The 13085-nt window shown below is 68.6% G+C and carries 20 protein-coding genes; 3 read left to right on the top strand and 17 right to left on the bottom strand.

What is annotated here, in order from left to right; all coding sequences use genetic code 11:
* Nucleotides 1-35: 35 nt before the first annotated feature.
* On the bottom strand, nucleotides 36-662 hold the full coding sequence (locus FHP08_RS15240; RefSeq protein WP_147705347.1) for a c-type cytochrome: 627 nt from the start codon (nucleotides 660-662) through the stop codon (nucleotides 36-38).
* A gap of 143 nt (nucleotides 663-805) precedes the next feature.
* Between FHP08_RS15240 and yihA the strand changes: the two genes are divergently transcribed.
* From yihA to FHP08_RS15225, 3 genes are all read left to right on the top strand, one after another.
* Nucleotides 806-1501, top strand: a complete 696-nt coding sequence (yihA, locus tag FHP08_RS15235; RefSeq protein WP_147705346.1) for a ribosome biogenesis GTP-binding protein YihA/YsxC — start codon at nucleotides 806-808, stop codon at nucleotides 1499-1501.
* Nucleotides 1498-2517, top strand: a complete 1020-nt coding sequence (hemB, locus tag FHP08_RS15230; protein ID WP_147705345.1) for a porphobilinogen synthase — start codon at nucleotides 1498-1500, stop codon at nucleotides 2515-2517. Before yihA ends, hemB begins: the two co-directional genes overlap by 4 nt.
* 66 nt (nucleotides 2518-2583) lie before the next feature.
* Complete coding sequence (locus FHP08_RS15225) at nucleotides 2584-3732, top strand: magnesium transporter CorA family protein (protein WP_147705344.1); 1149 nt, start codon at nucleotides 2584-2586, stop codon at nucleotides 3730-3732.
* Here FHP08_RS15225 and cutA read toward each other — a convergent pair.
* The 16 genes from cutA to rplF form a co-directional block, all read right to left on the bottom strand.
* The gene (gene cutA, locus FHP08_RS15220) at nucleotides 3698-4102 is read right to left on the bottom strand and encodes a divalent-cation tolerance protein CutA (protein WP_147705343.1); all 405 of its coding nucleotides are present in this window, start codon (nucleotides 4100-4102) and stop codon (nucleotides 3698-3700) included. The genes FHP08_RS15225 and cutA overlap by 35 nt on opposite strands.
* Before the next feature lie 25 nt (nucleotides 4103-4127).
* Entirely contained in the window at nucleotides 4128-4916 is a 789-nt protein-coding gene (locus FHP08_RS15215; protein ID WP_147705342.1) for an ABC transporter permease, read from the bottom strand.
* Nucleotides 4916-5866 (bottom strand): ATP-binding cassette domain-containing protein, encoded by a 951-nt coding sequence (locus FHP08_RS15210; RefSeq protein WP_147705341.1) that lies wholly within the window; start codon nucleotides 5864-5866, stop codon nucleotides 4916-4918. The genes FHP08_RS15215 and FHP08_RS15210 overlap by 1 nt, the downstream gene beginning before the upstream one ends.
* Nucleotides 5867-6047: 181 nt before the next feature.
* Nucleotides 6048-6440, bottom strand: coding sequence for a 50S ribosomal protein L17 (rplQ, locus tag FHP08_RS15205; RefSeq protein WP_147705340.1), 393 nt, complete (start codon nucleotides 6438-6440; stop codon nucleotides 6048-6050).
* A gap of 34 nt (nucleotides 6441-6474) precedes the next feature.
* Nucleotides 6475-7470 carry a DNA-directed RNA polymerase subunit alpha gene (locus tag FHP08_RS15200; protein WP_147705339.1) on the bottom strand — a complete coding sequence of 332 codons (996 nt, stop codon included), beginning with the start codon at nucleotides 7468-7470 and terminating at the stop codon, nucleotides 6475-6477.
* A 14-nt stretch (nucleotides 7471-7484) separates the two neighbouring features.
* Complete coding sequence (gene rpsD / locus FHP08_RS15195) at nucleotides 7485-8108, bottom strand: 30S ribosomal protein S4 (protein WP_147705338.1); 624 nt, start codon at nucleotides 8106-8108, stop codon at nucleotides 7485-7487.
* Nucleotides 8109-8340: 232 nt separating this feature from the next.
* Nucleotides 8341-8757 carry a 30S ribosomal protein S11 gene (gene rpsK, locus FHP08_RS15190; RefSeq protein WP_147705337.1) on the bottom strand — a complete coding sequence of 139 codons (417 nt, stop codon included), beginning with the start codon at nucleotides 8755-8757 and terminating at the stop codon, nucleotides 8341-8343.
* A gap of 41 nt (nucleotides 8758-8798) precedes the next feature.
* The gene (gene rpsM, locus FHP08_RS15185; RefSeq protein WP_147705336.1) at nucleotides 8799-9164 is read right to left on the bottom strand and encodes a 30S ribosomal protein S13; all 366 of its coding nucleotides are present in this window, start codon (nucleotides 9162-9164) and stop codon (nucleotides 8799-8801) included.
* 16 nt (nucleotides 9165-9180) lie between these two features.
* Entirely contained in the window at nucleotides 9181-9294 is a 114-nt protein-coding gene (gene rpmJ, locus FHP08_RS15180) for a 50S ribosomal protein L36 (protein ID WP_147705335.1), read from the bottom strand.
* A gap of 58 nt (nucleotides 9295-9352) precedes the next feature.
* Nucleotides 9353-9571, bottom strand: coding sequence for a translation initiation factor IF-1 (infA, locus tag FHP08_RS15175; protein ID WP_147705334.1), 219 nt, complete (start codon nucleotides 9569-9571; stop codon nucleotides 9353-9355).
* Between the two features lie 13 nt (nucleotides 9572-9584).
* Nucleotides 9585-10913, bottom strand: a complete 1329-nt coding sequence (secY, locus tag FHP08_RS15170) for a preprotein translocase subunit SecY (RefSeq protein WP_147705333.1) — start codon at nucleotides 10911-10913, stop codon at nucleotides 9585-9587.
* Nucleotides 10914-10926: 13 nt separating this feature from the next.
* Complete coding sequence (rplO, locus tag FHP08_RS15165; protein WP_147705332.1) at nucleotides 10927-11358, bottom strand: 50S ribosomal protein L15; 432 nt, start codon at nucleotides 11356-11358, stop codon at nucleotides 10927-10929.
* Nucleotides 11359-11387: 29 nt separating this feature from the next.
* A complete protein-coding gene (gene rpmD / locus FHP08_RS15160; RefSeq protein WP_147705331.1) occupies nucleotides 11388-11567 on the bottom strand; it encodes a 50S ribosomal protein L30 in 180 nt (59 codons plus the stop codon).
* A gap of 44 nt (nucleotides 11568-11611) precedes the next feature.
* Nucleotides 11612-12130, bottom strand: coding sequence for a 30S ribosomal protein S5 (gene rpsE / locus FHP08_RS15155; protein WP_147705330.1), 519 nt, complete (start codon nucleotides 12128-12130; stop codon nucleotides 11612-11614).
* A gap of 13 nt (nucleotides 12131-12143) precedes the next feature.
* Nucleotides 12144-12509, bottom strand: coding sequence for a 50S ribosomal protein L18 (gene rplR, locus FHP08_RS15150; RefSeq protein ID WP_147705329.1), 366 nt, complete (start codon nucleotides 12507-12509; stop codon nucleotides 12144-12146).
* Nucleotides 12510-12539: 30 nt separating this feature from the next.
* Nucleotides 12540-13073: a 50S ribosomal protein L6 gene (gene rplF / locus FHP08_RS15145; RefSeq protein WP_147705328.1), complete on the bottom strand. Its 534-nt coding sequence runs from the start codon at nucleotides 13071-13073 to the stop codon at nucleotides 12540-12542.
* Nucleotides 13074-13085: the final 12 nt, after the last annotated feature.

Here is a 13085-nt window from a genome sequence, read left to right as displayed (position 1 = left end):
TCCTTCACCGGGAGGTCGCGGTGAACGGAACGAGCTTACCGAAGGCCGGCAATGTAGTCGGAGACGGCCTTGATCTCGCGGTCGGACATCCGGGCCGCGATCGCGCTCATCTGCGCGCTGTTCAGGCGCTCGCCCTGGCGGAAGGCGATCAGCTGGGCCTCGGTGTACTCGGCGTACTGGCCTTGCAGCCGCGGGTACTGGGCGGGCATGCCCGCGCCGTTCGGGCTGTGGCAACCCGAGCAGGCCGGCACGCCCTTGTCGGCGATGCCGGCGCGATAGATCTTCTGGCCCAGCTCGACCAGGTCCTTGTTCTTGGCCGCCGCCGGCTCGAGCTTCTGCGACGCGTACCAGGCGGACACGTTGCGCATGTCGGCCTCGGAGAGCATGGCGGCGAAGCCGGCCATGACCGCGTTGGCGCGCTCGGCCTGCTTGGCGCCTTCCTTGACCTTGAAGTTGGCGAGCTGCTTGTACAGGTAGTCGTAGTGCTGGCCAGCGAGGTTCGGGTTGGCAGGAGTGCTGCTGTTGCCGTCTGCGCCGTGGCAGGCCGCGCAGACCGTTTCGGCGGTCTTGCGCCCCTGCGCAGGATCGGGCTTGGTGTTCTGGGCCTGGACGGCCAGCGGAGCGGCAAACGCGACTGCGACGACGATGCTGGTACGAAGCATGAGTTGACCCGGAAAGGCAATGACGAGGAGCCGGCCGGCCGCGGCCACACGCCACGGCGGGGCTGGCCCGCAAACGCTGGATTGTACAATAGGCCCTGCCGCCACCCCAATCTGCGGGGGGCATTCGCCGGACTCCTTCGCACGTGGCTTCCCTCCTGCCTACCGCGCGCTTCGCCACCACCGTCGCGAAGCTTGCCCAGCTGCCGCGCGACGGACTGCCCGAGGTGGCCTTCGTGGGCCGCTCGAACGCCGGCAAGTCGTCGGCGATCAACGCCCTGTGCCAGCGCCGCCGGCTCGCCTTCGCCAGCAAGACCCCAGGCCGCACCCAGGCGCTGAACTGCTTCGCGCTGGGCCCCGAGAAGCTCGATCGCCCGCTCGCCCTGATCGTGGACACGCCGGGCTACGGCTTCGCCGCCGCGCCGCTCGAGGTCAAGCGCGAATGGGACCAGCTCGCCGGCCGCTACCTGCAGGTGCGCGACGCGCTGTGCGCAGTGGTCCTGGTGATGGACGTCCGGCGCGGCGTGACCGAGCTCGATCGCGCCCTGTTGCGCTGGATCCGCCCCGACGTGCCGGTGCTGGTCATCCTCACCAAGTCCGACAAGCTCGGCCGCGCGCAGCAGCGCCAGGCGCTGGACACGGTCGAAGCGGCCTTGCGCGAGGCGCGGCTGCCCAATCCGGTGTCCCTGCTCGCGTTCTCGTCGACCACCGGGCTCGGCCTCGAGCAGGCCCGGGGCTGGCTCGAGGCGGTGCTCGGCGAGGCGATCGAGGCGCGCGGCCACGCAGACGGGCAGCAAGGCGAAGACACGCAGCAAGGCACTCAAAGGAACCCGACGCCATGACCGAATCGAGCCGCTTCATCCAGCAGTTCCCCGCCACCCGGATGCGCCGCAACCGTCGCGACGACTTCACCCGCCGCCTGGTGCGCGAGCATTCACTGTCGCCGGATGATCTGATCTACCCGGTCTTCGTGCATGAAGGCACGAACAAGCGGCAGGCGGTGCCGTCGATGCCCGGCGTCGAGCGGCTGAGCCTCGACCTGCTTCTGCCGGTGGCCGAGCGCTGCCTGGAGCTGGGCGTGCCGTGCATGGCCCTGTTCCCGGTCATCGATCCGGCGCTCAAGACGCCGGACGGCGCCGAGGCCGCCAACCCGGAAGGCCTGGTACCGCGCGCGGTCGCCGAACTCAAGCGCCGCTTTCCCGAGCTGGGCGTGCTGACCGACGTGGCGCTCGATCCCTACACCAGCCACGGCCAGGACGGCGTGCTCGACGACGAAGGCTACGTGCTGAACGACCCCACGGTCGAGATCCTCATCCGGCAGGCCGTCGCGCAGGCCCAGGCCGGCGTCGACATCGTGGCGCCGTCGGACATGATGGACGGCCGGATCGGCGCGATCCGCCAGGCGCTCGAATCGGCGGGCGCGATCCACACCCGGATCATGGCCTACTCCGCCAAGTACGCGTCGGGTTTCTACGGGCCCTTCCGCGACGCGGTGGGCTCGGCGGCGAACCTCGGCAAGAGCAACAAGAAGAACTACCAGATGGACCCGGCCAACTCCGACGAGGCCCTGCGCGAGGTGGCGCTCGACCTGCAGGAAGGCGCCGACATGGTCATGGTCAAGCCTGGCATGCCCTACCTGGACATCGTGCGCCGGGTGAAGGACAGCTTCCGCGTGCCGACCTTCGTGTACCAGGTGAGCGGCGAGTACGCGATGCTCAAGGCGGCGGCGGCCAACGGCTGGCTCGACGAGCGGCAGGTGGTGCTCGAGTCGCTGCTTGCGATGCGACGCGCCGGCGCCGACGGCATCCTGACCTACTTCGCCCTCGACGTCGCGCAGTGGCTGCGCGAGCCGCGCTGACGCGCCGCAACGGGTACCGCTGCCGCAGATCATGATCGGCCTCTTCGCGGCTCGTCCCGGCGCACGATGATCGACTTCATCGCGGTTCGCCCCGACGGCGCCTCGCTGCTCGCGCAGGCGCCGGACCGCCTGCCCGAGACGGGCTTCCTGTGGTGCGACTGCTCGCACGACGAGGCCCGCGCCTGGGCGGGCGCCGCGCAGGCGCTGAGCGGCGTGACCGTCTTCGAGGCGCATCTTCTCGACGCCGAGAACCCGAACCACCCTTCGTACTTCGACGCCACCGCGGACTACGAGATGATCGTGTTCCGCAGCCTCGCCACCCTGCCCGATCAGGCAGCCGGTGGCGAAGTGCCGCGCCTGAAGACCCGGCCCGCGACCTTCTTCCTGTTCGACCGCATGCTCGTCACGGTGCGGGCGGCCGACAGCCGCTCCTTCGCCTCCACCCGCGAGCGCCTGCTGGGCTCGCGCTCCGCCGCCAGCCGGACGCCCGCGGCGCCCGAGGAGCTGATGCTGCGTATCCTGAACGCGATGGTCGACCGCTACCTCGAGTTGCGCCAGCCGCTGGCCGAGGCCTTCGAACGCCGGCAGCGGGAGCTGCTGGATCCGCGCCGGCCCTTTCGCGACTGGTACCCCCTGCTGGAGGCTCGCCGCGAAGCCGGCCGCCTGCAGGACCTGTGCGAGGAGCAGCTCGACGCGATCCAGGAGTGGCGCGACGAGCGCCTCGAGCGCAGCGGGCCCCAGGGCGCCGCGCAGGCCGGCGACGGTCCGGGGCTGCCCGGGCTGAGCGAGGCGCTGCAGGTGCGCACCAGCGATCTGGTGTCGCACATCGACCGGGTGCTGGGCCACGCGCGGCGAATGGAGTCGTCGCTGGAAACCGCGGTGCAGCTGCACTTCTCGGCTACCGCCCACAGGACCAACGAGGTGATGCGCACGCTGACCGCCATCACCGCAGTCTTCCTGCCGCTGACCCTGATCACCGGCATCTTCGGAATGAACTTCGAGTTCATTCCGGGCCTGCACTCCGAGGCGGGATTCTGGTGGACGATGGCCGGGATGGCCGCCATCGGCATCGGCCTGCTGGCGCTGTTCCGGGCGCGCGCCTTCATCCACGAGTCGGCCTTCTTCGGCAGGCGGCGAAGCGCGCGGCGGTCGGCGGCCCGGCCGCCCGCGAACCCGGGCGCTATCGCGCCAGGCGCCGACGCGTCTCGCCGATGACCCAGGCCGCGTAGGCCGGCAGCACCGCGTCGGGTGACACCGCCACGATCTCCGGCAGCTCGTAGGGGTGCAGCGCGCGCAGCCTTTCCTCGAAGGCCCGATAGCGGTTGCGCGTGGTCTTGAAGAGGACCAGCGTTTCGTCGGCCTCCTCGAGCGCGCCCTGCCACAGGTAGAGGGAGCGGCAACCGGGCAGCAGGTTGGCGCAGGCGACCAGCCGCTCCTCGAGCAGCGTCCGCGCGGTGGACTCGGCCTCCTGGCGCGACCCGATCGTGGTCAGGGCGAGCAGCAGGCCGTCGGGCGGCGTCACGCCCACCGGCTGGGGCCTTGGAAGTTCGCGTTCGGCGCCCGGAGCGCCGGATTCGGTCGTCATGGCAGCCTCGACAGTTGCGCGACCCTCAGGCCGCGAAGCGGCGGCGCGTCAGCACCAGGGCCAGGTAGAGCGCGCCGCCGGCGAAGCCCAGCAGGGTCGCCAGCGGGCGCAGCCAGTCCTGCGGCCATTCGCCGATGACCAGCGGCCGGGCCAGCTCGACCGCCGCCGCCAGCGGCAAGGCGCCCGCCACCGGCGCCAGCCAGTCGGGCAGCGCGCTCACCGGATAGTAGACGCCCGACAGGAAGATCATCGGCGTCATGATCAGCGTGAAGTAGTAGGTGAAGAAGTCGTAGCCGCGGGCCAGCGCGTTGAAGCACAGGCCGATCGCGCCGAAGCACAGGCCGGTGAGCACGACCACGCCCAGCGCCAGCGGCAGCGTCGGCGCGCGCGAGATGCCGAGCACCCACACGACCGCCATGATCGCGACGCCGGAGAACAGGCTCTTGGTGGCCGCCCAGAGCCACTCCGCCAGCACGACGTCGTCGAGCTCGAGCGGGGCGTTGAGCAGCGACTCCCAGGTCTTCTGCACGTGCATTCGCGAGAAGGCCGAGTACAGCGACTCGAAGCTCGCGGCAGTCATCGTGCTCATGCACAGCGAGCCCGCCGCCAGGAAGAGGATGTAGGGCACGCCGGCCACCTCGGGCAGCAAACGGCCCAGGCCGTAGCCGAAGGCCACCAGCACGATGAGCGGATCCGCGATGTTGCCCACCACGCTGGCCAGCGCGAGCTTGCGCCACACCCGCAGGTTGCGCAGGTACACCGGCAGCCAGCGCAGCGACGCCCGGGGCAGCGCGAAGATTCCCGGTGCGCCCATCAGTCGCGCAGCTCCCGGCCGGTGAGCTTCAGGAAGACGTCTTCCAGGTTGGCCGGCCGGCGCAGCACGCGCAGGCCCGCCTCGGCGGCGAGCCGCGCCGCCGGAGCGTCGCCCTGGCTGCAGTACAGGAAGGCGGTCTCCCCGACCAGCTCGGTGCGCGCCGCCAGCGCGTCGCCGCGGGCGCGCGCCCAGTCGGTGGCGCCGTCGCCGCTCACCTCGACCACCTGCGCCTCGATCTGGCTCGCGATCAGCGCCTGCGGCGAGCCGGTCGCGATGATCCTGCCGCGGTCGACGATCGCCAGCCGGTCGCACAGGCGCTCCGCTTCTTCCATGAAGTGCGTGGTCAGCACGATGGTCTTTCCACGCGCCATCAGCCGGCGCAAGCGCTCCCAGATCAGGTGACGGGCCTGCGGATCCAGGCCGGTGGTCGGCTCGTCGAGGAAGAGGACCTCCGGATCGTTCACCAGCGCGCGCGCCAGCGTGAGGCGCCGGCGCATGCCGCCGGAGAGCTCGGCGGGCTTGGCGCTGCGCTTGCCCTGCAGCCCGGCGAAGTCCAGCAGCTCGTCGAGCCGCCCGCGCACCGCCGGGGCCGGCAGCCCGAAGTAGCTGCCGAACACGATCAGGTTCTCGGCCACGGTGAAATCGGGATCCAGCGCATCGGCTTGCGGCACCACGCCGACCCGCTGCCGGGCTTCGCGCGCCCGCTCGGGCACGGGCAGGTCCAGCAGGCGGATCTCGCCCTGGTCCGCGCGCGCGAGCCCCAGGCTGAGCTTCAGCGTCGTGCTCTTGCCGGCGCCGTTCGGTCCCAGCAGGCCGAAGCATTCGCCGGCGCGCACGTCGAAGGCGATGCCGTCGAGCGCGCGCACCGCGCCGAACTGCTTGACCAGTCCGCGAACGGAGAGCGCGGGCACCGCAGCGCCGGGCGCCGCGCCAGCTTCCGACTCGACCATGATCGTGTCCTGTCCTGCAGTGCGCCTGCCTTCGGCGCAGGCGGCCCGCCGCCGGCAAAGCCGGAACGGGTTCCCGAAAACAAGACGGGCGCGCGCAGCTCTCGCTGTCGCACGCCCGCGCCCGGTGGCGGATCGGTCAGGGCCGGGGGCCCGGGCCGCTCCGCCGGCCGGCGACCGACGCTCAGGATTCCTGGGCGGCTTCGGCCGGGGCCTGCTCGGGCCGGTCGACCAGCTCGACCAGCGCCATCGGGGCATTGTCGCCCACCCGGAAGCCGAACTTCAGGATGCGCAGGTAACCGCCGTTACGGGCGGCGAAGCGCGGGCCGAGCTCGTCGAACAGCTTGACGACCATCTCGCGGTCGCGCAACCGGTCGAAGGCCAGGCGGCGGTTGGCCAGCGAAGGCTTCTTGCCCAGCGTGATGATCGGCTCGACCACGCGGCGCAATTCCTTGGCCTTGGGCAGGGTGGTCTTGATCAGCTCGTGGCGCAGCAGCGAGTTGCACATGTTGCGCAGCATCGCCTCGCGGTGCGAGCTGGTGCGGTTCAGTTTGCGGAGTCCGTGACGGTGACGCATTTTTCGTTCCTCGGATGCTTCTGGACTGGCCCGGTCACGGGCGCTCGAGACCGGCCGGCGGCCAGTTCTCGAGCTTCATCCCCAGGGTGAGCCCGCGGGATGCCAGCACTTCCTTGATCTCGTTCAGCGACTTGCGGCCCAGGTTCGGGGTCTTGAGAAGCTCGTTCTCGGTCCGCTGGATCAGGTCGCCGATGTAATAGATGTTCTCGGCCTTCAGGCAGTTCGCCGACCGCACCGTGAGCTCCAGGTCGTCGACCGGGCGCATCAGCAGCGGATCGATCTGCGGGCGCGCGCCCCCGGTGCCGGACACGGCGGCCTCGGCGGTCGGCTCGGCCGCGCCGCCCTCGAGGGCCGCGAACACCGACAGCTGCTCCACCAGGATGCGGGCCGACTGGCGGACCGCTTCCTCGGGAGTGATCACGCCGTTGGTCTCCACGTCGACGATCAGCCGGTCGAGGTCGGTGCGCTGCTCGACGCGGGCGCTTTCGACCTGGTAGCTGACACGGCTCACCGGCGAGAACGAGGCATCGAGCACGATGCGGCCGATGGTCTTGGCCTCGTTCAGGTCACGCATGGTACCGGGCACGTAGCCGCGGCCGCGCTCGACCTTGATCGACATGTCGAGCTTGCCGCCCTGGGTCAGGGTGGCGATGACGTGGTCGGGGTTGATCACCTCGACGTCGTGCGGCAGGTCGATGTCGCTGGCGGTGACCGGGCCGGCGGTGTCCTTGCGCAGGGTCAGGATCACGTCGTCGCGGTTGTGCAGCCGGAAGGTCACGCCCTTCAGGTTCAGCAACAGGTCGACGACGTCTTCGCGGAGGCCGTCGATCGTCGAGTACTCGTGCACCACGCCCGAGATCTGCACCTCGGTCGGCGCATAGCCGATCATCGAGGAGAGCAGCACGCGGCGAAGCGCATTGCCGAGCGTGTGACCGTAGCCGCGTTCGAACGGCTCCATGACCACGCGGGCATGCGATGCACCGAGATGCTCGACATCGACGATGCGCGGCTTCAGCATGGCAGTCTGCATTGATTTCCTCTCGTTTAGCGCGAGTACAGCTCGACGATCAGGCTTTCGTTGATGTCGCCGGCGATGTCGCTGCGGTCGGGCACGCTCTTGAAAACGCCTTCCATCTTGGTCTTGTCCACCGAGACCCAGGCGGGGAAGCCGCTCTGCTCGGCAAGACCAAGGGCCTCCTGGATGCGGACCTGTTTCCTGGCCTTCTCGCGGATGGCGACCACGTCGCTCGGGCGCACCATCATCGACGGGATGTTCACCGCCTCGCCGTTCACCATGATCGACTTGTGGCTGACCAGCTGGCGCGCCTCGGCGCGGGTCGAGCCGAAGCCCATCCGGTAGACGACGTTGTCCAGGCGCGACTCCAGCAGCTGGAGCAGGTTCTCGCCGGTGTTGCCGCGACGGCGCTCGGCCTCGGCGACATAGCGGCGGAACTGCTTCTCGAGCACGCCATAGATCCGCTTGACCTTCTGCTTCTCGCGCAGCTGCAGGCCGTAGTCGGAGGGACGCGAGCCCGAGGTCCGGCCGTGCTGGCCGGGTTTGCTGTCGAGCTTGCACTTGCTGTCGAGGCTGCGGCGAGCGCTCTTCAGGAAAAGGTCGGTGCCCTCGCGTCGGGCGAGCTTGGCTTTCGGTCCGGTGTAACGTGCCACGTGTAGGTTCCTCGGTGATACGCGAATCGCTTCGCGGTTAGTCCGTCTTCGGTGACCCGGCCGATGCGCTGGCCAAACGGGTGACGAACAGTGGTCTTGCTTTTCGGCCCCGGCCGAGGCCCTGCGCGCGGCAAGGCTTCGTCGATTCGGCGATCGTCATCGATCGCCCGGGAGGCCGGGCCGAGGCGGACATCCCGCCCGCGGCCGCTCCCTGATCCGGCGCGCAGGCGCGTCAGATCCGGCGCTTCTTCGGCGGGCGGCAGCCGTTGTGCGGGATCGGCGTGACGTCCTGGATCTGCATGATCTTGATGCCGAGCGCGTTCAGCGCGCGCACCGACGACTCACGGCCGGGGCCGGGGCCCTTGATTTCGACCTCGAGGTTCTTGATGCCGCACTCCTGCGCCGCACGGCCGGCCGCCTCGGCAGCCACCTGGGCCGCGAACGGGGTGGACTTGCGCGAGCCCTTGAAGCCCGCGCCGCCCGACGACGCCCACGACAGGGTGTTGCCCTGCCGGTCGGTGATCGTGATGATCGTGTTGTTGAAGGACGCGTGGACGTGCGCGATGCCGTCCGAGACGTTCTTCTTCGCCTTCTTGCGAGCGCGCGACGCTGCCGCCGCCTGCGCTGCCGATTGACCCTTGGTAGCCATTTAGCTGCTCTCTGCCTGAATCGTTATGATGCGATGCGCGCTTACTTCTTGAGCGCGACGCCGGCCTTGCGCGGGCCCTTGCGGGTGCGCGCGTTGGTGCGCGTGCGCTGGCCGCGAACCGGCAGCCCGCGGCGATGACGCACGCCGCGGTAGCAGCCGAGGTCCATCAGCCGCTTGATCGCCATCGAGTTCTCGCGACGCAGGTCGCCCTCGACGGTGACCCGCCCGATCGCATCGCGAATCCGCTCGAGTTCCGCATCGTTCAGGTCCTTGACCTTCTTGTCGAACGGAACGTTCGCCGCTTCGCAGATCTGCCGCGCGCGCGTGCGGCCAATGCCGAAGATGGCCGTCAGGCCGATCTCGGTGTGCTGACGGTCGGGGATGTTGATGCCCGCAATACGTGCCATGGATGTGATTCCTCGTTCAGCCCTGACGCTGCTTGTGCCGCGGATCGGTGCAGATCACGCGAACCACGCCGTTGCGTTTGATGATCTTGCAGTTGCGGCAGATCTTCTTGACGGAAGCCATTACCTTCATGATTTACCTCGATAGTCGCCGGCCACTGCCGCTTTGCGGCGCCAGGCCTCGCCTTGCTTCATTTCGACCGGAAGACGATCCGGGCCCGGGACAGGTCGTATGGCGTGAGTTCCACGGTGACCTTGTCGCCGGGAAGGATGCGGATGTAGTGCATCCGCATCTTTCCGGAAATGTGCCCCAGCACCATATGTCCGTTCTCGAGTTTCACGCGGAACGTCGCGTTGGGGAGGTTCTCGACGACCTCGCCCTGCATCTGGATGACGTCTTCCTTGCTCATCTGACGCCGCTTCCTAGAGTCCCATGCCCTTCGGGCGCGCCTTGCCCAGAAGGCTCTCGTACTGGTGCGACATCACGTAGGCCTGCACCTGCGACATGAAATCCATCGTGACCACGACGATGATCAGCAGCGAGGTGCCGCCGAAGTAGAACGGCACGTTCCACTTCAGCACCAGGAACTCGGGCAGCAGGCACACCGCAGTGATGTAGATGGCGCCCACCAGGGTCAGGCGCATCAGGATCTTGTCGATGTACTTCGAGGTCTGCTCGCCCGGCCGGATTCCCGGCACGAAGGCGCCGCTCTTCTTCAGGTTGTCCGCCGTCTCACGACTGTTGAAGACCAGGGCCGTGTAGAAGAAGCAGAAGAAGATGATCGCCAGCGCGTACATCAGGATGTACACCGGCTGGCCCGGCGACAAGGTGGCCGCGATGTCCTTGATCCAGCGCACCGCCACGTTCGAGGTATCGCCCGAGGTGAACCACTGCGCGATCGTGGCCGGAAACAGGATGATCGACGACGCGAAGATCGGCGGAATCACGCCCGACATGTTCAGCTTGAGCGGCAGATGCGAAGTCTGGCCGCCGTACACGCGATTGCCCACCTGGCGCTTCGCGTAGTTGACGGTGATCTTGCGCTGACCGCGCTCGACGAACACCACGAATGCGGTGACCACCACGACCAGCGCGATGATGATCAGCGACACGAAGGCGCTCATCGCGCCGGTGCGCACCAGCTCGCCCATTCCCGCGATCGCGCCGGGAAGCCCCGCCACGATGCCCGCGAAGATGATGATCGAGATGCCGTTGCCCAGGCCGCGCTCGGTGATCTGCTCGCCCAGCCACATCAGGAACATCGTGCCGGTGACCAGCGTCACCACGGTGGTGAACCGGAACGCGAGCCCCGGATCGAGCACCAGCCCCGGCTGGGACTCCAGCGCCACCGCGATGCCGATCGCCTGGAAGGTGGCCAGTCCCACGGTGAACCAGCGCGTGTACTTGGTGATCTCCCGCCGGCCCGCCTCGCCTTCCTTCTTCTTGGCTTCCAGGAAGGGCACGACCACCGTCAGCAGCTGCATGATGATCGACGCCGAGATGTACGGCATGATCCCCAGCGCGAAGACGGTGAAGCGCGACAAGGCGCCGCCCGAGAACAGGTTGAACATCCCGAGGATGCCGCCCTGTTGCCCGCGGAACAGCTCCGCCAGCTGGTCCGGGTCGATGCCCGGCACGGGGACGTGCGCGCCCAGCCGGTACACGACCAGAGCGAGCAGCAGGAACACCAGGCGACGCTTCAGGTCGCCGTACTTGCCGCCCTTGACCAGCGCTGCAGAAGAAGTGGCCACTTCCTGACCGTCCTCAGGCGACCGAGCCGCCCGCGGCTTCGATCGCGGCCTTCGCGCCCTTCGTCGCGCCAACGCCCTTCAGCGACACCTTGCGCGACAGCTCGCCCGACAGGAAGACCTTCGCGCCGCGCGCGAGCTGCGGCACCACGCCGGCGGCCTTCAGGGTCAGCAGGTCGATCTCCTCGCCCTCGAGACGCTGCAGGTCGGACAGGCGAACCTGGGCCGTGTCGTCGGCGGTCATCGACTTGAAGCCGCGCTTGGGCAGCCGGCGCTGGAGCGGCATCTGGCCGCCCTCGAAACCGACCTTGTGGAAACCGCCCGAGCGGGACTTCTGGCCCTTGTGACCACGGCCGGCCGTCTTGCCCAGGCCGGAACCGATGCCGCGGCCGACGCGCTTGGCGGCGTGCTTGCTGCCCTCGGCGGGCTTCAATTCGTTCAGCTTCATGGAACCTCCGGTGTCCCGATTCGCGCGGCTCAGCCGACGCGCACCAGGTACGACACCTTGTTGATCATTCCGCGCACCGCCGGCGTGTCTTCCAGCTCGCGGGTCTGGTTCAGCTTCTTCAGGCCCAGGCCCAGCACGGTCGCCTTGTGCGTACCGCGGGTGCCGATGGGACTGCGAACCAGCGTGACCTTGATCGTCTTGTTGCTCATCGTTCTCTCCGTGCGCCTGCCGGAGGCAGGCGCCTCGCGGCCGTTCAACCGAGGATTTCCTCGATCGACTTGCCGCGCTTGGCGGCGATCTCGGCCGGCGTGTTCAGGTTCTGCAGCGCGTCGAGCGTGGCCCGGACCATGTTGTACGGGTTCGACGAACCATGGCTCTTGGCCACGACGTTGCTCACGCCCATGACCTCGAAGATCGCGCGCATCGGGCCGCCGGCGATGATGCCGGTGCCTTCCGGGGCAGGCTTGAGCATGACCGTCGAGGCGCCGTGACGGCCCATGACCTGGTGATGCAGCGTGCTGCCGCGCAGCGAGATCTTCACCATCTTGCGGCGAGCTTCGTCCATCGCCTTCTGCACCGCCACCGGCACCTCGCGCGACTTCCCCTTGCCCATCCCGATGCGGCCGTCGCCGTCGCCGACGACGGTGAGCGCGGCGAAACCGAGGATCCGGCCGCCCTTGACGACCTTGGTGACCCGGTTGACCGCGATCATCTTCTCGCGCAGACCGTCGTCGCGCTCCTCGCCGCCAACCTTAGCTTGAACTTTAGCCATGTCGTAGCCCTTGTCAGAACTTCAGGCCGGCTTCACGCGCGGCCTCGGCCAGCGCCTTGACGCGGCCGTGATAGCGGTAGCCCGAGCGATCGAACGCAACGCTGTCGATACCCGCCGCGAGCGCCTTCTCGGCAATCCGCTTGCCGATCACGGCCGCGGCCGAGGCGTTGCCGCCCTTGCCTTGTTGCCCGGCCAGCTGCGAGCGGATCTCCTGCTCCACCGTGGAGGCGGAGACGAGCACCTTGTCGCCCGCCGCATCGGTGATGCTGGCGTAGATGTGCGTATTCGTGCGATGCACCGTCAGCCGGTTGACCCGCAGTTCGCGGATCTTGAGCCGCGTCTGACGGGCACGGCGCAGGCGAGATTGGTTCTTGTCCATCGTGGATTCCTGAGAAGCAGCGCGCAGCGCTTACTTCTTCTTGACTTCCTTCAACACCACGCGCTCGTCGGCATAGCGCACACCCTTGCCCTTGTAGGGTTCGGGTTCGCGGAACGCGCGGATCTCGGCGGCCACCTGACCGACGCGCTGCTTGTCGGCGCCCTTGATCAGGATCTCGGTCTGCGTCGGCGTTTCGGCCTTCACGCCTTCCGGCAGCTTGTAGACCACCGGGTGCGAGAAGCCGAGCGACAGGTTCAGGCTCGCGCCCTGGGCCTGCGCACGGTAGCCGGTGCCGACCAGCTGGAGCTTGCGCTCGAAACCCTTGGACACGCCCTGGACCATGTTGGCCACCAGCGCGCGGAAGGTTCCGCTCATTGCGTTCGCCTCGCGGGACTCGTCCAGCGCCTTGATCCGCAGGAGGGCGCCGTCGCGCTCGATGCCGATCAGCGGGTTCAGCTGCTGGCTCAGCGTGCCGTTCGACCCCTTGACGGTGATCGCGCCGGCCGAGACGTCGACGTCGACCCCGGCGGGGACGGTGATCGGGCTCTTGCCTACTCGGGACATGTGCGTTCCTCC

Origin of the sequence: Zeimonas arvi, from assembly GCF_008039575.1 — a bacterium.
Lineage (GTDB): Bacteria > Pseudomonadota > Gammaproteobacteria > Burkholderiales > Burkholderiaceae_E > Zeimonas > Zeimonas arvi.
Note: the sequence above shows the minus strand (reverse complement) of the source record. Positions and strands in the feature narration are given on the sequence as shown.